The organism is Parapedobacter lycopersici, from assembly GCF_040395035.1.
GTDB lineage: Bacteria > Bacteroidota > Bacteroidia > Sphingobacteriales > Sphingobacteriaceae > Parapedobacter > Parapedobacter lycopersici_A.
In genome coordinates this window covers 1-18,752 of the sequence record NZ_JBEBRB010000002.1, presented here as the reverse complement: position 1 = coordinate 18,752, position 18,752 = coordinate 1, and the positions used below count along the sequence as shown (strand labels likewise).

The 18,752-nt window shown below is 49.1% G+C and carries 16 protein-coding genes; 14 read left to right on the top strand and 2 right to left on the bottom strand.

What is annotated here, in order from left to right:
* The first annotated feature begins 9 nt into the window (after positions 1–9).
* From ABWO75_RS01130 to ABWO75_RS01115, 4 genes are read left to right on the top strand one after another with little or no spacing between them, the layout of a single operon-like run.
* Entirely contained in the window at positions 10–759 is a 750-nt protein-coding gene (locus ABWO75_RS01130; protein ID WP_257657166.1) for a 1-(5-phosphoribosyl)-5-[(5-phosphoribosylamino)methylideneamino]imidazole-4-carboxamide isomerase, read from the top strand.
* A 4-nt stretch (positions 760–763) separates the two neighbouring features.
* A complete protein-coding gene (gene hisF, locus ABWO75_RS01125) occupies positions 764–1,516 on the top strand; it encodes an imidazole glycerol phosphate synthase subunit HisF (RefSeq protein WP_353181700.1) in 753 nt (250 codons plus the stop codon).
* A 22-nt stretch (positions 1,517–1,538) separates the two neighbouring features.
* The gene (gene hisIE, locus ABWO75_RS01120) at positions 1,539–2,123 is read left to right on the top strand and encodes a bifunctional phosphoribosyl-AMP cyclohydrolase/phosphoribosyl-ATP diphosphatase HisIE (protein ID WP_353181698.1); all 585 of its coding nucleotides are present in this window, start codon (positions 1,539–1,541) and stop codon (positions 2,121–2,123) included.
* Positions 2,120–3,043 carry a WD40 repeat domain-containing protein gene (locus ABWO75_RS01115; protein WP_353181696.1) on the top strand — a complete coding sequence of 308 codons (924 nt, stop codon included), beginning with the start codon at positions 2,120–2,122 and terminating at the stop codon, positions 3,041–3,043. The genes hisIE and ABWO75_RS01115 overlap by 4 nt, the downstream gene beginning before the upstream one ends.
* Here the strand turns inward: ABWO75_RS01115 and msrC are convergent.
* Entirely contained in the window at positions 3,040–3,507 is a 468-nt protein-coding gene (gene msrC, locus ABWO75_RS01110; RefSeq protein ID WP_353181694.1) for a free L-methionine (R)-S-oxide reductase MsrC, read from the bottom strand. The genes ABWO75_RS01115 and msrC overlap by 4 nt on opposite strands.
* A 230-nt stretch (positions 3,508–3,737) precedes the next feature.
* Between msrC and ABWO75_RS01105 the strand changes: the two genes are divergently transcribed.
* A complete protein-coding gene (locus ABWO75_RS01105; RefSeq protein WP_353181692.1) occupies positions 3,738–4,805 on the top strand; it encodes a LacI family DNA-binding transcriptional regulator in 1,068 nt (355 codons plus the stop codon).
* 28 nt (positions 4,806–4,833) lie between these two features.
* On the opposite strand, the gene ABWO75_RS01100 is transcribed toward ABWO75_RS01105, so the two are convergent.
* Positions 4,834–5,436, bottom strand: coding sequence for a DUF937 domain-containing protein (locus ABWO75_RS01100; RefSeq protein ID WP_353181690.1), 603 nt, complete (start codon positions 5,434–5,436; stop codon positions 4,834–4,836).
* Positions 5,437–6,075: 639 nt separating this feature from the next.
* Between ABWO75_RS01100 and ABWO75_RS01095 the strand changes: the two genes are divergently transcribed.
* From ABWO75_RS01095 to ABWO75_RS01055, 9 genes are all read left to right on the top strand, one after another.
* Positions 6,076–6,657 carry an RNA polymerase sigma factor gene (locus ABWO75_RS01095; RefSeq protein WP_353181688.1) on the top strand — a complete coding sequence of 194 codons (582 nt, stop codon included), beginning with the start codon at positions 6,076–6,078 and terminating at the stop codon, positions 6,655–6,657.
* A gap of 163 nt (positions 6,658–6,820) precedes the next feature.
* Positions 6,821–7,039, top strand: a complete 219-nt coding sequence (locus ABWO75_RS01090; RefSeq protein WP_353181686.1) for a hypothetical protein — start codon at positions 6,821–6,823, stop codon at positions 7,037–7,039.
* A gap of 38 nt (positions 7,040–7,077) precedes the next feature.
* Positions 7,078–8,421, top strand: a complete 1,344-nt coding sequence (locus ABWO75_RS01085; protein ID WP_353181684.1) for an AGE family epimerase/isomerase — start codon at positions 7,078–7,080, stop codon at positions 8,419–8,421.
* A 149-nt stretch (positions 8,422–8,570) separates the two neighbouring features.
* Positions 8,571–9,155, top strand: coding sequence for a sigma-70 family RNA polymerase sigma factor (locus ABWO75_RS01080; protein ID WP_353181682.1), 585 nt, complete (start codon positions 8,571–8,573; stop codon positions 9,153–9,155).
* Positions 9,156–9,248: 93 nt separating this feature from the next.
* Entirely contained in the window at positions 9,249–10,439 is a 1,191-nt protein-coding gene (locus tag ABWO75_RS01075) for a FecR family protein (RefSeq protein ID WP_353181680.1), read from the top strand.
* A gap of 246 nt (positions 10,440–10,685) precedes the next feature.
* A complete protein-coding gene (locus ABWO75_RS01070) occupies positions 10,686–13,985 on the top strand; it encodes a SusC/RagA family TonB-linked outer membrane protein (RefSeq protein ID WP_353181678.1) in 3,300 nt (1,099 codons plus the stop codon).
* 32 nt (positions 13,986–14,017) lie between these two features.
* Positions 14,018–15,580: a SusD/RagB family nutrient-binding outer membrane lipoprotein gene (locus ABWO75_RS01065; protein ID WP_353181676.1), complete on the top strand. Its 1,563-nt coding sequence runs from the start codon at positions 14,018–14,020 to the stop codon at positions 15,578–15,580.
* Positions 15,581–15,690: 110 nt separating this feature from the next.
* Positions 15,691–17,193 (top strand): pectate lyase, encoded by a 1,503-nt coding sequence (locus tag ABWO75_RS01060; RefSeq protein ID WP_353181674.1) that lies wholly within the window; start codon positions 15,691–15,693, stop codon positions 17,191–17,193.
* Between the two features lie 10 nt (positions 17,194–17,203).
* The coding region (locus ABWO75_RS01055) for a transglutaminase-like domain-containing protein (protein ID WP_353181672.1) at positions 17,204–18,752 on the top strand (1,549 nt) is incomplete at its 3' end.

The following is an 18,752-nucleotide window of genomic DNA, read 5'->3' as shown; positions in this document are numbered from 1 at the left end:
GCCAAAAACATGTATATCATTCCTGCGATTGATGTGTTGGACAAAAAAGTGGTCCGTTTACGGGAAGGCAACTACAGTGAGGTCACCACGTACGAGGTAAGCCTCGAGGAGATGATTGAGAAATACCAGTCCAACGGTACGGAGTTTGTCCATATCGTCGACCTTAATGGCGCAAAAGGGGATTTCAGTAATCAAAAATACCTATTTGACATCATCCAGCACACCGATATGAAAGTGCAGTACGGCGGCGGTGTGCGCAGCATCGAGAAAGTCAGGGAACTGGTAGACGCCGGCATACACCGGGTAGTCGTGGGCACGCAGGCCATCACCAATCCGGAATTCCTGGATGAACTGAGTAAGCTGAATACTGGCCGCAAAAAATACGCTGACCAGGTGGTGATCGCCATTGACGTGTTGGATGAGGTGATTAAATACTCCGGTTGGATGGAAAGCTCACCGGTGAAACTAATGGATTATATTGACCGGTGCCTTTCATTGGGTTTCTACCGGTTTTTATGTACGGATATTAACAAAGACGGCAAGCTGGGCGGTGCAGGCGTAGAACTGTACAAAAAGCTGCTGGACCATTCCCCTATCATTAAGCTGATTGCTTCCGGCGGGATTAGTTCCATGGAAGATGTGCAGACACTGGCGGGCATCAATGTAGAAGCGTGCGTAATCGGCAAGGCGATTTACGAAAATCGCATCAGCATTGGAGAAATTAAGGAATGGAACCTGAAGTCGCTCATTCGGTTTTAAGACGATGCTGGCCAAACGAATCATCCCCTGCTTAGATGTCAAGGATGGACGGACAGTAAAAGGCGTCAATTTTGTCAATCTGCGCGATGCGGGTGACCCGGTTGAACTCGCCTGGCAATATTCCCGAGAGGGGGCCGATGAACTTGTTTTTCTGGATATCACTGCGACACATGAGCGGCGGAAGACCACGGTGGACCTGGTTAAGTCGGTGGCACGGCAGGTCAATATTCCCTTTACCATCGGTGGGGGGATCAATGAATTGGCGGATGCTGATGTACTGCTGCACTCGGGGGCCGATAAGATCTCCATTAACTCCGCCGCAGTGAGGAACCCGCAGCTGATCGATCAGATGGCCAATGCGTTTGGCATCCAGTTCGTGGTGGTGGCGGTTGACACCCGGCGGGTAAACGGTAAAAATTACGTTCACCTCAACGGCGGCCGGCTGAAGACGGATGTGGAAACGGAAGACTGGATAAAAGAGGCGGAAAGTCGCGGTGCAGGAGAGATTCTGCTGACCTCCATGGATCACGACGGAACCAAAAACGGATTTGACTGCGTACTGCTCGATAAGATCAATTGCGGGCTGTCCATCCCGCTGATCGCTTCCGGCGGTGCCGGAAACATATCGCATTTCGTAGACGTGTTCCAGCAGGGGCATGCCGATGCGGCACTGGCCGCTTCGGTGTTCCATTACGGGGAAATCCTCATTCCCGAACTGAAAGCCGAACTGCGGGAAAACGGAATTGAAGTGCGGTAAATTTGCTATAGATTAAAAGATTATGTTGGATTTTGAAAAGAGCGGCGGGCTCGTTCCGGTCATTGTGCAGGACGCGCAGACCCTGGAAGTGCTGATGCTGGGCTACATGAATCAGGAAGCCTGGCAAAAGACACAGGAAGAAAAGCGGGTAACCTTTTTTTCCCGGAGTAAGAACAGGCTGTGGACGAAAGGGGAAGAGAGTGGCCATTTCCTTGAAGTCGTAAGCACACATATTGACTGTGATCAGGATACGCTGTTAATCAAAGCACACCCGAAAGGGCCGACCTGCCACACCGGCAGCCGGAGTTGCTTCAGCACCGAGTACGACCGGAATTTTATTTTCGAACTTGAACAGATCATCAACGACCGTTATGAATTTCCGACAGCAGCATCCTACGTGAACCGGCTGCATCAGAGCGGACTGAATAAGGTGGCGCAGAAAGTGGGAGAAGAAGCGGTGGAAACGGTGATTGCCGCGCTGGCAGAAACCGATAGCGATTTCGTTAACGAGGCGTCCGACTTGGTTTTCCACTTGTTGGTGTTGCTGCGGGAGAAAAATATCCCGTTGGCGACCATCGCCAAAAACCTGGAAAAACGGCATCAATGATAGCACTTGAGGTTCATAAAAAAGGAACACTCAGCGGACACCAGAATCCAATTTTTACGGTGGAAAACGGCCCTGAGCCTTCCATGCTGTTTACGGGAGGCAATGACAAGGGCGTAGTGCAATGGAACATGGATACCCTGGCGTTTGAACGCGTCCTGTGTCCGGTGCAGTCGTCTGTTTATGCCCTCCACCTGCTTCCCGGTACCAACCTGATGGCCATCGGCACGCGGAGCGGACTGGTACAGGTCGTCGATACCGCCACAGGCCAGTCCGTAGCGAAGCTTGCCCATCACCAGCGACCGGTATTTGATATCAAGTCATTCCGTGATAAACCGGAATTAATACTGTCTTCCGAGGACGGAACCGTATCCGTATGGGATACCGCGGGCTTCCGGCTGCTTTACCATTTTAAGGTGGCGGAGCAGACCGTACGTGCCATTGCAATCAGCAACAACGAAAAGAACATCGTTTTCGGTACGAAGGACGGCAAGCTGAAAATTTACAGCGCGCTGGATTATGGCCTCCTGACGGAAATACCCGCACATAACATGCCCGTTACTTCACTTATGTTTTCTCCTGATGGGAGGTACCTGCTTACCGGTGGTCGCGATGCTAAACTAAATGTGCTGAACGCCGCGGATTTTTCGGCGATTCGCTCTTTTATACCCCACATGTTTACGGTATATGCCATTAAATATCATCCCGCATTACCCGTGTTTGCCACGGCGAGCAGGGATAAGAGTGTAAAGCTGTGGGCAGCCGATGATTTCAGGCTCCTCCGTACCATCAGTTTTGAAAAAGGCATGGATAGTCACCTCCTATCCGTAAACGACCTGATCTGGAATGCCTATGAAAATCAGCTTGTTTCGGTCAGCGACGACAAAAAGGTGATGGTGTGGGATGTGCGTGCCACACATTAAAGCAGCCGGCTTAGCTGCGTCAGGTACGTTGCATCTGTTTCGTCAAAATGGTTCGGCTGGTCGCTGTCGACATCCAGCACCGCAATGATTTCACCTTGTTTATAGATGGGGACCACGATCTCGGACCGCGACAGTGAACTGCAGGCAATGTGGCCCGGGAAGGCATCCACGTCGGGTACAACGAGTGTTTCGCCGCGCATCCAGGCCGTCCCACAGACGCCTTTTCCCCAGGCGATGCGTGTACAGGCAACCGGCCCCTGGAACGGTCCCAATACCAATTCATTGCCCTGCACCAGGTAAAAACCCACCCAGAAGAAGTTGAATTGCATACGGAGCGCCGCCGCAAGGTTGGCCATATTGGCAACCAAGTCAGGTTCCCCGGCAACCAGGGCACCCAATTGCGGCAGTAGTGCTTCGTATTGCGTGGCTTTGTCACCGCTGGTTAACTGTAATGTTTCGGCCATGGGGTTAAGATGAACGTGAATGTGCATGCAAAGATAATCAAAAACAGGCGGGATGCGATTCAGCTGAAGTTGTGTCGATTAATTATTGATAATTAACGAGATTTAATTTAGATTTGCCCGCCATTCTTGGCGTTTGCGCAAACACAGACAGCAGTTCTGGTAAAATCATCGTGCTTGTTAAATAGATCACCCATGCTGTGTGCCGGCGCAAACGGATATACCGTAATTAAATGGAAAAAAGAAATCATAGCACTCCATTGGGGATAAAGGAAATTGCAAAAAGGGCGAACGTTTCAATAGGAACAGTAGACCGCGTTATCCATAACCGGCCCGGTGTATCCAAAAAGACCAAGGAGAAGATCAATGCCATCATTAATGAGCTGGGTTACCAGCCCAACCTCATCGCGCGGCGACTGGCCTCGAAAAAGCTGATCCGGATTGCCACGCTCACCCCGAGGGTTCCCGGCGAAACCGTATACTGGGAAGTCCTGCTGAACGGCATCATCCAGGCGGAATCCGAAATCGAGTCATACGGTGTCCGGGTGGATAAGTACTTTTTCGATCAGAACGACAAAGGCTCATTTGACCGCCAGGCAGAGTTACTGCTGCAGACCGATGTAGATGGCGTTATGCTGACCCCGATTTTCATTGAAGAGTCAACCCGTTTTGCCAATGCCTGTAAAGCAAGGAATATCCCCTATGTGTTCATCAATTCGGATCTTCCGCAAGTAGAAAGCCTCAGTTACATCGGTCCCAATCTTTTTGACAGTGGTTACCTGGTTGCCCACCTCATCCGGTACCTTTCCCATGGTGAGAACAAGGTATTGGTAGCCAATATTTCCAAGGAACTCGAAAGCCATCACTATACCCTGCGGAAGGAAGAAGGTTTCCGCGCTTATTTCGCGGATAATCAATTCCCGATCGCTATTGTTAAGGTGGATATCCGGCAAACGGATTATGAATCTGTTGAACAGAATATCGCCCAGCTACTGGAAGAACATCAAGATATCCGGATTATTTTTGCAACGAACTCCCGGGTCTCAACCGTTGCCCGTTACCTGGAAAAGTCGGGAAAACGGGGCCTGTTGCTGATCGGATACGACTTCCTCCCGGAGAATATTGAATACCTCAAAAAAGGAACCATTGATTTTCTGATCGGCCAGAAACCGCACGAACAGGCCTACCGGGGTGTTATGGCCCTGTACCAGCACCTCGCGTTTGCGACGGAGGTTGACAAGGTGAACTTTATGCCGATTGATATTATCACCCGGGAGAACTACGCCTTTTACCGCAACTAAGCAGCAGCCGGCAGCGATGTGCCACCTGTTATTTTTTCCCAAACAGGCCGCCGAGGAATCCTGCCGCGTCGTCTATGCCCAGTTTCCCGTCGCCGTTCTGATCCAGCAGGCCGCCCAGCGCATCGCCGCCCGACTGTCCGCCCAGCAGCCCGCCTAACAGGTCACTCAGGCCGTTGCCATCGCCAACCTGTTGGCTACGGCTCTGCTTACCCAGGTATCCCATCAGAATCGGGGCCAACGAAGCCATAATACTGGAAACCGTGCCGGAGGAAACGCCTGTTTTATTGCTGATCGATTGCGCTACGACCTCTTTCTTTCCGCCGAGCACATGACCCAGGATGCCGTTACCATCACGGGTGTCGCCGTTCCCGAAAAAGTCGGGAAGGTTATCCAGGATGCTCCCGTCATGCTTTGACTGGAGGGCGTTCAGGATGCCCTGTGCCCCCTCTTGATTATTCGCATTACGCTGCAATGCCCCCAGCATCGCCGGAAGCGCCGTGCTGGCAACAGACTGGGCTTCATCTTCGGATGCACCGGTTTGCTTGGTAATGCCGGCAATCACCTCTTTTCCGAGACTGCCGTTCAAAAGATTCATGATGTTGTCCATGGTTGCTGAATGATTGATTTGCATAGCTAATATACGATTTTCTTTACGCAGCGAAAATAAATTCCAGTCAACGGAATGCCTTTTTACGCGGATTAAATGGGATAACCGCAATAGTCACTGTCGTGCCGCCAATGGCTCAATACTATTTTTCGTCCAATACCTGTTTTGCCCGGATCGGGGGTATGTCTGCGATGCTAGCGGTATGACTCCAATGTTTTACGAACAATCACTGGACTCATACTGGACTCACCCCGGACTCACTCTGGACTCACACTGGACTCATCCCCTGAAATTGTCGGCAGTGTGCAAGGTAAAGTCCGTAAAAAGACCGGTTGTGTTGCGGCGTGGGAAGGGTGGCCCACAAAAGGAATCCTGTCTTAAGGGCCGCTGCTGATTTATGGAATGCCTGGTAAATACCGGGGGATTACGGGTAGCTGAACGATGGGAAAAGCAGCCGAGTCCTCCGTAGATCGGCGTAGCTGCGTGGCAGCGTTTTTATAAAAAAAAACGACTTAAATTTTGTTTTTTAATTTATGTTAGTATATTTGTGTACGTACACAAAAATAATGTGTCCGTACACGACCAATTATAAATTTATTTTTCATTGCGGGTTTTGGGGATCTAACTGATCATTTTGTAAGGGGCAATCTAATCAACTGACAAATGGCTTCACTAAACATTGAAAAAAACCAGGACAGTCTGTTATTACAGCAAATTGCTTCCGGCAACCGGACTGCTTTCGGACAGTTGTATGAGAAATATTGGAGCGTTGCGTATCTGAAGGCCTTTAAGCGGTTGAGGAATGAAGACTATGCGAAGGATGTAGTACAGGAAATTTTCGTTAATATCTGGTCGCGCGAAAAAACCCCCATCGCTAATTTCCCTGCCTATTTAAATGTGTCCATTCGAAATCAAGTACTGAAACTTATTGCCCGTGAACGGTATGTCGATGGTTTTTTTGACTGCCTGCACGAAACGATCCCGTCTTACCTGACCGCCGATACCAACGTCCAGCGGAATGAGTTTTATACATCTTACGAGCGGGTTATCGATGCATTGCCACCGAAAAGGCGCCTGATTTTTAAATTACGCCACCACGACGACCTCACCACCAAAGTGATTGCCAGCCGCCTGGGATTGTCCATTAAAACCGTACAGAATCAATTGGGCAAGGCTGCGGAGCAACTGAAGGGTTCATTGCCGCGTTTTTTAGTTCTTTTTACGGCCTTTGGCGGCCTGCTTTAATCGCCGGCAACCGGATTGCTGCTGTCCACACCTTGACAATTCCTGTTTTCCGGAGGGAAAACGATAAAATCCCGATATTGCTATATATTAGTGGGACTTTTTGGAAATTTTGAGTCACATAAGTAATGAACCAGAATTTGAACCAGTTGAGTCCTATATCATTGTGAATAAAGCAGATCTTCTCAAGCTACTCGAGAAATATCGGGAGGGAACGATGACGGAGGCGGAAAACGCCCTGTTGACTGACTATTACGAAGCGGTTGAAAGCGGGCCGGATGTACTGGCTGCGTTGGGTGAAGCCGAACGGAAAGCGTTAAAAGACGGGATGCTGGATGCCATCTGGAAAAGGATCGACGGTTCCGAAACACCGGGATCATCCTGACCCGGCTATTGCGGTGTTAACTCCAATTATTAAACAGAATGAGCAAAGATTATTCAAGACGAGCATTTATCCGGCAACAGGCGTTCGCCGGTCTTGGTGTAATGGGATTGGGTGCCCTGGGGTGTACATCCGGCGGTGACAACCGACGGGATACAGGCGTAGGCCACGCAGCGGCTCCCACTATTGCGGATATGGAGCTGCCGGCACGGCGGGAACGCTATTACACGGCACTGTTCGATGGATTCCTCCCCAATATGGACCAGTATGTAATCGACCATGAACTGGGAGGCTTCATGTGTAATGTCAACATTGCCACCCGCAAACTGGAAACAACCGATAAACGTGCGTGGTTTGAGGGGCGCGGAATGTGGACTTACGCTTTTCTGTATAATCATTTCGAACAAAATCCGGCCTACCTGGAGGTCGTGCGCAAGTCGCGGGATTTCATTCTTCCCCGACTTCCGGCAGACGGCCGCTTCTACCCCACTTCGTTTTCGAAGGAGGGCGAACCCCGCTCAACCGGGGAAGGCGATATTTATGGCAACCTGTTCGTTGCCGAGGGACTGGCCGAATACGCCAAGGCAAGCGGGGAACGGGAATATTTTGAGCAGGCAAAGGAGATTGTGCTAAAGGCGGCAGACCGCTATGACCGGGACGATTATACCTATGCCTATAAATCGGACAACCCGTTGCCAGGTCCCCGGATTCTCGGGCACTGGATGATCCTGATCAGCGTGTCCACCCAGCTGCTGAAACAGGAGGCCGATCCGCGGATCCAGGCATTGGCCGACCGCTGTGCGACGGCCATCCTCACCCACCACATCAACGCGGAACATGGATTGGTGAATGAGGCGATTGGCCACGACCTGAAACCATTGGCTGACCCGGTTGCGCTGCAATATGCTGACCTGGGTCACGGATGTGAGTCGTTTGCCTTTGTGATGGCATACGCGGTTTTCCGTAAGGATGCAGCATTATTCGACCGGGCAGCCACCCTGTTCAAGCACCACGTGGAGGTCGCTACCGACCCGGTTTACGGCGGACATTTTACCGCACTGCCGAATACGGACGAGTACCAGTGGACCCTCACCAAGGCGCGCTGGGTGCAGGAGGAAATCCTGATCGGTGCGCTGCACCTGATTGAACATCGGGCCGATCCGTGGGCCATCCGGCGGTTTCTGGAAACAGATGCCTATATCCAGGAAAAATTTGTACGGCCGGAGTATGCTTTTGTAATTGATAGCGGCGACCGCAAACTGGAGAAGCATTCGCAGGTCCGGGCGGAGAATTACCACCGGCCGCGCCAGCTCATGGTGTCCATGCTGGCTTTCGACCGGATCAAGGCAAACGGGTATAAACCCTCGGGATTATTTGATGCCTGATTTATGCGGCATCGCTAACCCGGTTTAATCCAGGACGGGAGACAGCTGGGAAAGTGCTTTCCTGATTTTTGCTGCTGTCAATAGGCCGGGACGCCGCTCTTTTGCCAAAAATGTGAAAGACCTGATTGATAAACTATCAAAGTGCCCGCATGTATTCATATGACTTGTATACGGACTTTGAACTAGCAGATTTGTTAGCTAACAGCGATGAATCTGCTTTCAACTATTTGTACGACAAGTATTGGGATAAATTATTTGTCATTGCCAGCAACCGCCTGAACGACCTGGTCGAAGGCGAGGAAGTGGTCCAGGACATTTTCTTTAATTTATGGAGGAAGCGGGAAAGCTTCAAATTGCAACGCGGCTTTGAAAACTATTTTGCCGTTGCTGTTAAATATGAGGTTATTGATCGCAGGGCCCGGCGGTTAAAAGAAGGGGAGTTCCGGAACATGCTGAGCCAGGCGCTTCAGGATGAGCATACGGAAATGCACTTTTATCAATTTGATCTGGATCAGCTGGCGATGCAGCTGGAGTATCGGATCAATCAGCTTCCAAAGAAATGCCGGCTGGTATTCAGCCTTAGCCGGCAATCCAACCTCACCAACAAGCAAATTGCCAAAAAGCTTGTGATTTCGGAAAAAGCGGTTGAAAAACACATCACACATGCGCTCAAATTCCTGAAGCAGCACTTTAGGCATTACTTTTCTGTTGCGCTGCTCTTACTTGTCAGTTAAGAAGCGGTCACCACATTTCTATTAAAAATAATTAAAAAATAAGGTAGGGTTATGCGTCCTGCGAACGGCTATCTTATTAAACTAACCAAAGAAATGGCTAAGCAAGAATCAAGAATTGATTTCCTCGCACAAAAATGGAAGCGGGGAGAAATTACCGGCGAAGAAATGCGCGAATTCGAGCAATGGTACAATTCCTTTAACGATTCGAAAAAAGAAATCGATTCCTGTACATCCAAGGATGAATTGAAGCAAAAAATATATGCGGCACTTAAAACCCGGATCGCTGCCGACGAAATGACGGAAAATGGGACCGCAAAGCGATGGTTGAAAAAATGGATGGCTGTTGCGGCGAGCCTGATTGCCGTGTTGAGTATCGTAGGCGGTTATCTGTATTACCAAAACCCCGGCAGGTCAACATCCATGGCTTCTTTTATTAACGACGCGAATCAATATGATGTTATGCCGGGAGGCAATAAAGCGGTGCTATTACTGGAAGATGGGAGACGGGTGGTGTTAGGGCATGGCGACAGTGTACTCCTGTCTCATGCGAACGGGAATCAGGTTTCGTCGGACGGACAGAAACTGATCTTTGATATAAAAAGCCAGGAAAACATCCCGTCCGGAAAAATTGCATACAACACGATAGTCACACCAAGCAGTGGACAATTCCAGGTAATACTGCCAGACGGAAGCCATGTTTGGCTGAATGCCGAATCCAGTCTGAAATTTCCGAGTCAGTTTGGAGACAGGCGGCAAGTAACACTTACCGGCGAAGGCTATTTTGAAGTGGCGGAAAACCGGTCAAAGCCATTTGAAGTCGTTGCAGACGGACAGACAATACAGGTTTTGGGCACGCATTTCAATGTGAACGCATACGCCGATGAAGCGGATGTAAAAACAGTTTTGCTCGAAGGGCAGGTGCGGTTGATCGCCGGGAATAACAGTGTACTCATGAAGCCCGGACAGGAGAGTATCGTTCCTAGAAATCCGGCAACAGCAAATGAGATCATTCTCCGTGAATCCGACGGTCAGCAGACGATTGCCTGGAAAAGCGGACTATTCGACTTCCGGGATGCCGATATCGGTGCAATCATGCGCAACATTTCCAGGTGGTATAATGTAGAAGTAGCCTACCACCAGGCCGATCGCCGGAAATTTTCCGGTCGGATATACCGCAACGTCAGCTTGCAGGAAGTGTTAACCATCCTAAATTACTCCGGCATCAACACCGTGCTGGAAAAATCGGAATCACCGGATAAAAATGGAAAGATTACGGTGTTATGAACTAACCTTTTACAAAACTAAACTACGAAAGTCATGGAAAAATAAACAGTCAAGAAAACCGAAAAGGCATAAAAAAGCAGGAGTCTGACCCACTCCTGCCAAAGAACGCCAGATTAGTAAATGCTAATTATTTATACTGGAACAAATAACCAATTAACTAACCCAAACTTTTCAAAGTTAATGAATTATTTTAAAAAAGTTAAGGCCCCCGGTGTGGCCTTATTCTCCCTTAATTTTCTGCGTATTATGAAATTAACAATCATACTGGTCGTGTTGGCCGTTACCCAGATTTTTGCCAAGGGATACAGCCAGAACATTGATCTCAATGTGCAGGACATGCCACTCGAGAAGGTGTTTGCATTGATTGAACAGCAAAGTGGATACGTCTTTTTTTATGACAATCAACTGGTGCAGGGTAAACGGCTCTCCCTTAAAGCGGAGAATTTATCTATCCGTGAAATCCTACAATCTTCTTTTAAACACCTACCATTGGAGTTCACCATAGTTAAAGGGAAGAACATTGTTGTTAAACAGAAGGCGAAGCCGGTAGCTCCGATTGGCTTACCTGTTTCCACTAGTCAACAGTCTGTTCATGGAAGGATTATGAACACCAAGGGCGAACCACTGGAAGGAGTAACGGTAAGCCTCAAAGGGTCCGCTGGCGGAACCACGACCGACGCGGCAGGTAATTTTGTTTTATCGGTTCCGGCAGGCAGTACGCTTTCCATTTCTATGATCGGCTATTTAACCCAGGAAATACAAGCGCAATCCGGTAATCCGCTTACAATAACGCTTGAGCCCGACAATCAAAACCTGGAAGAGGTAGTGGTCACTGCGCTTGGCCTGGAACGACAGGGCAGGTCTTTGACGTATAGTACACAAGTGGTGAGCTCTGAGGAACTGTCGGAAACGCGGGAACCAAACCCGCTTCTCGCGGTACAGGGTAAGGTGGCCGGGTTGTCAATTACCGAATCAGGGACAGGAGTAGGTGCGCCCGTCCGGATTGTGCTTAGGGGTAACCGCTCTATATCGGGCGATAGTCAACCCATCTATATCATCGATGGTATGCCGGGTAACCCGGATATTCTGAACCCGGACAATATTGCATCCATGAACGTGCTTAAAGGTGCAAATGCAGCTGCGCTGTATGGCAGTGCTGCGCAGAACGGTGCCATTATTATCGAAACGAAAAGGGGAAAGGCGGGCGAATCAAGTGTCAATTTTAATAGCAACCTGATCTTAACCGATCCGGTCATCCTACAGCGTTTCCAAAATCAATATGGGCAGGGAAATGGCGGTAATTACAATAAACGGTCGGAATTCTCCTGGGGGCCAAAAATGGAAGGGCAGTTGGTAGAACACTGGTCGCTCGCACCGGAAGACGCCGGAGCTGAGTATGCGTTATCTCCGCAACCCAACAACGTGCGGGATTTCTATCAGACGGGACTGAATTTCAGCAACAATATTTCCATTTCCCACGGAACCGAGAAAAATCAAACCTTTTTTAACTATACCCGGACCGATGCAAGCGGGATTATCTATGACGATGAATTAAAACGCAACAACCTTACACTCCGGTGGAATACCAAACTGACAGATAAGGTTTCGTTGGACAGCAAGATTGACTACATGTTTGAATCGTACCCCAACGAAGTGCAGACCGGAAGCGGCTTCAGCCCCAATTACAGTGTCTATCTTATCCCAAGAAATATCCGTACGGATCACATGAAGAATTTTGAATTCCGGAATGGAGAAGGCGAGCTGTTTCAAAATTACTGGCTGCCCAACGCAGGTATATCCAAGAATCCCCACTGGTTAAGGCAACGGGTTCTGAGTGAGAGATCCGGTGATTTAATCGAAGCCTTACTGGCTGCGAATTACCAGATTGCCGATGGCATCAACCTGCTGGCGCGGGGAAATTATATTAAAGGCCAGTCCAGCTGGGACCAAAAGCTTTATAACGACACCTATAACCAGGCCCCAAATGGCCGATTTACCACAACCCGATCCGGTTCCACGTCGTACCGGGGAGAGTTTATATTTTCATATAATAAGGAATTTTTGACGAACTGGACGTCGAGCATCAATTTTGGGGGCTCAGTTGCAAAGGCGCAAAGCGAATCGCTTTCCTCTAATACAGGTCCAGCGCTGACGGTACCCAATTTTTTCACCCTATCAAATAGCACAACCATATTATCCAACGAGAGTATAGCCGAATCCGCCAATTCATCGCTGTTTTCCTTTATTAACTTAAGCTGGAAGAACGCGGTCTTTATCGATATTACCGGCCGGAACGACTGGAGTTCGACGTTACCCGCGGACAACCGCTCTTATTTCTATCCTTCTGTGGGGTTAAGTGCCGTGGTTTCCGATCTCATCAAGCTTCCTGATCCCATTTCTTTTTTACGGGTAAGAGGAGCCTGGGCACAGGTTGGGAATGCTGCAATGCCCTATATGCTATCCCGCCAGGCTAGCTTGGTCCCGGGTGGAACGAATGGGTTTCTGCAACTGAACAATATATTGCCAAATCCCGATTTAAAACCGGAGATGACGGAATCCATGGAGGGCGGACTTAATGTGCAGTTTTGGGAAGGCCGGTTGGGTTTTGATTTCACGATGTACAACACCAATACAAGGAACCAGCTGTTCACCGTTAACCTGCCCATCGGTTCCGGCGCCAGTCAATACTATTCAAATGGCGGGGAGATCAGAAACCACGGCTATGAACTGGTGATGACCGCAAATCCGGTACGCAAAGCAAATTTTAACTGGTCGATAGACCTGAATTATGGTCGGAATATAAGCGAGGTAATTACCATATCCGACGACAGGCCCCGCGTAGAGGTCGGTCAGATCGTAATAGAAGAGGGTGAACCCTGGGGTAATATCTATGCAAGAGGGTTTGAACGGGATGGGCAGGGCAGGGTATTGGTGACCGAAAATGGATTGCCGATGCTGACGCCGAACCAGTCGGAAAAAGTGGCTAACTTCAATCCGGACTGGCTGGCCAGCGTGTCACAGCGTTTTAGTTTTAAAGGTATTAATCTCCGCGTACTCATTGACCATCGGCAGGGCGGCACCATGCTTTCCTTTACCAATTCGCTGCTGCATGGATATGGTGTCGCCGAAGCAACACTGATGGGCCGGGAGGGCGGGTTGGTTTTTGGCGAAAACCTTTTCCCCGGCGAGCAGGCGGTATTGCAGGATGGCAGTCCCAATAATGTTGCAATCAATGCCGAGCAGTTCTGGAATCACGTCGGCGGCATTTCCCTGTTCGTGGGAGAGGCTTTTGTGGAAAGCGCTACCAATACGCGTTTGCGGGAATTGAGCATCGGATATGAAATTCCGCGTAAGCTGCTGGAAAAAGGGCCGATTAAAAGACTCGACATCTCGTTGGTCGGCAGAAACCTTTTTTACCTCTACCGCGCTTCTAAAACAGTAGACGCAGATTTACGGGTTGGCACCGGACCGGGCACCGAGGGAATTGACCAGTATGTCAGGCCCTCGCAACGAACGGTGGGAATAAACCTCTCCATCGGTTTTTAATCATGAATAGCCTCTTTCTTAAACTTATTGCAATGAAAAAGTACAAGATTAAACTTCATATGTTGACGGTGTACGCCATCATATTCTTATTCGGTATAGGCTGTACCAAGGATTTCGATAAAATGAATATTCCTCCGGGCGTACTTTCGGTTGAAAATTTGGATGCAGGCTTGCTGGGACAGGCATTTGCGGCCGCTCAGTATCGGGGAATAATGGGAGATGGCAGTGATATGCAACAGGCCCAAAACCTGTTTTCAGACCTGTATGTCCAATATTTCGCCACTTCCGTACCCTGGTTTAATAGCGACCAATACCTCCATATGGGCGACTGGGCCGGCTACGCCTGGCGGGCGTTTTATGCGAATGCCGCTCCACAACTCCATTTCGTCGAAAAATACACTGCGGAAAACAGCATGCCCGTGGAAAATGCACTGACCAAAATCTGGAAAGTGATGATGTATCACCGGATGACGGATCAATGGGGACCCATTATCTACGCGGAGTTTGGCAACGCACAAACGAGTGTTGCTTACGATAGCCAGGAAAGTATATATGCGGATTTTTTTAAGTTGCTAGACGAAGCAACCACTGTCCTTTCCGAAAACGCCGGAGCCAATGGCTTCGGTTCGAACGATCTGCTGTATGCAGGAAGTGTGGACAAGTGGCTGGTTTTCGCTAATTCATTACGGCTGCGACTGGCCCTGCGTATCGTTTATGCTGACCCTGACCGCGCAAAACAGGAAGCAGAAAAAGCGGTGGCAGCGGGTGTGATGCAGGCGGTTTCGGATAATGCAAATGTGCTTACCACAGATCTTTCCCGCCATCCCCATGAAAAGATATCGGCCTGGGGAGAATACCGGATGAGCGCAACGATGGAAAGCTTTCTGAAAGGCTATGAAGATCCACGTCTTCCGGTATATTTCAGCCAGGCGGTAGCCAATCTGGGATACAAGGGCTTAAGGAATGGTGTTGAAATTGATGATAGAACCGGAATCAATGACGATTATTCAACTATCGGACCTAAGTTTCTCTCCGTAAGTCAGGGAGGAAGCAATCCCGATATCAAAGTGATGGGTGCTGCCGAAGTTTATTTTCTCCGGGCCGAAGGAGCATTGCGAGGCTGGAACATGGGAGGTTCGGCGGAGTCGCTCTACAACGAAGGCATCCGGCAATCGTTACTGGCCGAAACGTCGGCATCCGAAAATGAAATATTGAATTATATCAATAGCAATAATGTACCGGCTACTGTCCAGGATAAATGGAATACACCCGCAGTCACGGACATTCGGGTGAAATATCAACCTGCTGCAGATTTCGAGAAACAATTGGAGCAGATTATTACCCAAAAATGGATTGCCATTTTTCCTGACGGGTGGGAGGCTTGGAGCGAATTGCGGAGAACGGGATACCCGGCACGGTACCCCATTATCAGATCACTGGATCCCGAAGTGCCCGTAACGGCCATTATCAAAAGGATTCCATTTGTGCCGATGGAGTATCAAAATAATGCGGCGGCCGTTCAGGTAGCCATCAGTTTGCTGGGGGAAGGGAAGGATGGCAGGCTAGTGAAACTATGGTGGGATGCTAAGCCTTAATGTAGTAAAACACGTTACCGTCAAAAATAGTTAAGATGAAAAACAGTCATTCAATAGTTATTTTTTGTTGCTTATTGTCCTTTTCGCTTGTTGCCAGGGGACAATCGAGTTTGGAATCGAACGTAAAAAAAGCGATGCTGCAGGCCACTAAATACATGGTAGAGCAGGTCAGCACAAACGGTGGTTATGCACGGCTTTATACCGAAGATCTATCCCGTAGATGGCACGAATTAGAAGCCTATGATACACAAATAAGAATAGAAGAGCCGGGCTCCCTGGGCATGGGACACCTGTTTCTTGATGCCTACCATGTCACTGCCGATGAGTATTACTATGAAGCGGCATTAAAATTGGCTAATGCGTTGATCCGTGGCCAGCTCGATTGCGGCGGGTGGAATTACTTCATCGACTTTGCCGGCGATCGATCGCTGAAAGAATGGTATCGGACGATTGGTAAGAACGCGTGGGGGTTTGAGGAGCATTATTATTACTATGGCAACGCAACGTTTGACGATAACGTCACGCCAGGTGCTGCCGGTTTTCTACTACGGGTTTATTTGGAGAAACTGGATCCACAGATCAAGCCTTCACTGGACAAAGCCATCCAGTTTGTTTTAGATGCTCAATACCCGATTGGTGGTTGGCCCCAGCGTTACCCACTGATGCATAACCATCCAAAAGATGGGAAAGCCGACTATTCGTCCTTTTATACCTTCAACGATGACGTAATGCGTAACACCACCCAGTTCTTAATCGATTGTTATGCAACCTTGGGAGAAGAACGTTTGCTGGAACCCATATATCGGGCCATGAATTTTTACCTGATTACCCAACAGGGGAATCCGCAAGGCGGATGGGCTCAACAGTATGACATGCAATTGCAGCCCGCACACGCGAGGAGTTTTGAGCCTGCCTCTATTGTAACCGGTCAAACATACGACAATATATTGATGCTGCTGAAGTTTTACCGGTATACCGGAGATCGGAAATTTTTGGCACGGATACCGGATGCGATTGCCTGGCTGGAACGGGCACGGCTACCACAACACCAAACTGATGGGGGAAAACGGACACATTCCTTTTTCGTAGAGATCGATACCAATAAACCTTTATGGGCGCATCGGGAAGGGACCGGCGTTAACGATAGCAAGTATTGGGTAGATTATGGTATGGATAACCTGTATTCCTACGGCCATAATATGGTGCTGAATATTGAAATGCTTAAAAAGGAATATGAGCAAGTGAATGCATTGGCTAAGGAAGAAGCGACAAGAAACTCCCCGTTAGTCGAGGTTGAGGGCCGCAATCGGTATGCCGGAAAGTATTATTTTCAAACGCCTGATAGGAATGTGGTAATGAGACCGAGCGAAATTGATGCCCGTAACATAATCGATGCGCTGGATACGCAACATCGCTGGCTTTCCAAACACGAGTGGATTAGCAGCCCCTATTCGATTGACCCAAGAACAGGGCAGGAAACCAATACTGCTATGCACGCCGATCGGCTATCCGCTGATTGGAAGCTGGACCCTTCTGACCAGCAGTATATTTCGGTTGCCGTTTATGTTAAAAATATGAGGTTGTTGATGGATTATTTATCAGCACAACACTAATTTTTTCAAGATGAGAAAACATACCGTAACAGTTGGAATAGCGGGTATACTCATAGCGCTTTTCACGACACGTGCCAATGCCCAATCAACACAGGTAACTACTGATTTGAGTGCCATAGAAGCCTACAAAAACGGGTTTGTAAACGACGTTATGATTGCACCTTTGGCTAACGGTGTTTCATTATACAACTACAAACTCCTTGAAAACGATGCACCCGGGGCGGGCTGGAGCCAAAAAGGAACATTTTTGGAACCGATCCATGACGGGGTGCTTATCCGGAAACAGTTTGTGTTGGATGAGGTGCCGATTTCATCAAAAACACATGTGGTGTTTTTTATGATCAAATCGAAGGACGCCAAGGGTGATCCGCCATATTATTTAAAAGTCAATGGGACGGATGTAGCGGGTGCAACGGCTTCATGGCATGAGCCTTCATGGCGGTGGGTGGAAATACCTGCGGCCACATTAAAAAAAGGCTTGAACGAAATCATTATTGGATGCGATGCACCAAAGAACGCTGGATATGAGTTGTTGTTTGCGCGGGAAGATGAGTATGAAGGGGGTGGAGGTAAATTCACATACCGAGGAAATACGGCGTTGACTTCCGCAGGTCAGGTCGATCCGGAGCAAGAAGCCAGTTCACCGTTGTTAAAAAAGATAATCGTGGGTGCCACTTCGGCAAAATCCGTTGATGGAGGGCGGACTTGGTCCGTAGGTAAATTGGGGCCGGGGGATTCCATTGTGGGGGAATATACCGTTAGGCTGCATTTGGAGCGGTTTGAGTCGAAAGGTATACTTGCATCCCCCCCCATCGACCTTTGGTCGACTTCAGAAAATCAGGTTGTGGTACCCCGATGCAGTATACAAAGCCTGCAGATGGAGGCAAACGCCTTTCTTCCAAAAGAGACGGGTGTTGTTTGGGAAATACGGACGGCGAATACGCAGGATATGCATAGCACGGACTGGGGAGCGTGGCGCAAGGTTGGCGAGGGAGGTGATTTCACATCCGAAATTCCAGCAGGCGGTCACCGTTACCTGCAATGGCGGGCTGTTTTATCTACTGAAAATCCCCTTCGCACGCCGGTGGTTCACCGGGTAGCCATCCATCGCAGCATAAATGCCGATACCTTGACCAAGGGCGATTACGCGGTGGTGTCGGCACGAAACCCCGTCCATCGCTACCCCTCATTCAAGATAAAATACGAAGATGCCAAACACCCGGAGCTTCAGATGCTCAGCGAAAAATTAAAACTGCTGAAACTCGTGGAGGATACACAAGGCGATTTTGAGAAGATCAACCGTGTCAGGCATTTGGTTTCTTCACTTTGGAAACACGAACTGCCCTCGGTAGCGTACCCCGAATGGAATGCAAACCACATTTTGGAGCGGATGGAAAGGTTTGGAGCAGGAGGCATGTGTATGCAATTTTCGGTTGTTTTCATGCAAGCTTTACAGGCACTCGGATACAATGTGAGGCACACCAATATTTTTGCGCACGAAACGGTTGAGGTATATGTTGATGAACTTGGCAAGTGGGTACTTGTTGACCCGGAAAGTG

Bases quoted from the DNA above. Each gene is read 5' to 3' on its own strand.
- ABWO75_RS01130 (WP_257657166.1), top strand. From the start codon at position 10: ATGTATATCATTCCTGCGATTGATGTGTTGGACAAAAAAGTGGTCCGT.
- hisF (WP_353181700.1), top strand. From the start codon at position 764: ATGCTGGCCAAACGAATCATCCCCTGCTTAGATGTCAAGGATGGACGG.
- hisIE (WP_353181698.1), top strand. From the start codon at position 1,539: ATGTTGGATTTTGAAAAGAGCGGCGGGCTCGTTCCGGTCATTGTGCAG.
- ABWO75_RS01115 (WP_353181696.1), top strand. From the start codon at position 2,120: ATGATAGCACTTGAGGTTCATAAAAAAGGAACACTCAGCGGACACCAG.
- msrC (WP_353181694.1), bottom strand. From the start codon at position 3,507: ATGGCCGAAACATTACAGTTAACCAGCGGTGACAAAGCCACGCAATAC.
- ABWO75_RS01105 (WP_353181692.1), top strand. From the start codon at position 3,738: ATGGAAAAAAGAAATCATAGCACTCCATTGGGGATAAAGGAAATTGCA.
- ABWO75_RS01100 (WP_353181690.1), bottom strand. From the start codon at position 5,436: ATGCAAATCAATCATTCAGCAACCATGGACAACATCATGAATCTTTTG.
- ABWO75_RS01095 (WP_353181688.1), top strand. From the start codon at position 6,076: ATGGCTTCACTAAACATTGAAAAAAACCAGGACAGTCTGTTATTACAG.
- ABWO75_RS01085 (WP_353181684.1), top strand. From the start codon at position 7,078: ATGAGCAAAGATTATTCAAGACGAGCATTTATCCGGCAACAGGCGTTC.
- ABWO75_RS01080 (WP_353181682.1), top strand. From the start codon at position 8,571: ATGTATTCATATGACTTGTATACGGACTTTGAACTAGCAGATTTGTTA.
- ABWO75_RS01075 (WP_353181680.1), top strand. From the start codon at position 9,249: ATGGCTAAGCAAGAATCAAGAATTGATTTCCTCGCACAAAAATGGAAG.
- ABWO75_RS01070 (WP_353181678.1), top strand. From the start codon at position 10,686: ATGAAATTAACAATCATACTGGTCGTGTTGGCCGTTACCCAGATTTTT.
- ABWO75_RS01065 (WP_353181676.1), top strand. From the start codon at position 14,018: ATGAAAAAGTACAAGATTAAACTTCATATGTTGACGGTGTACGCCATC.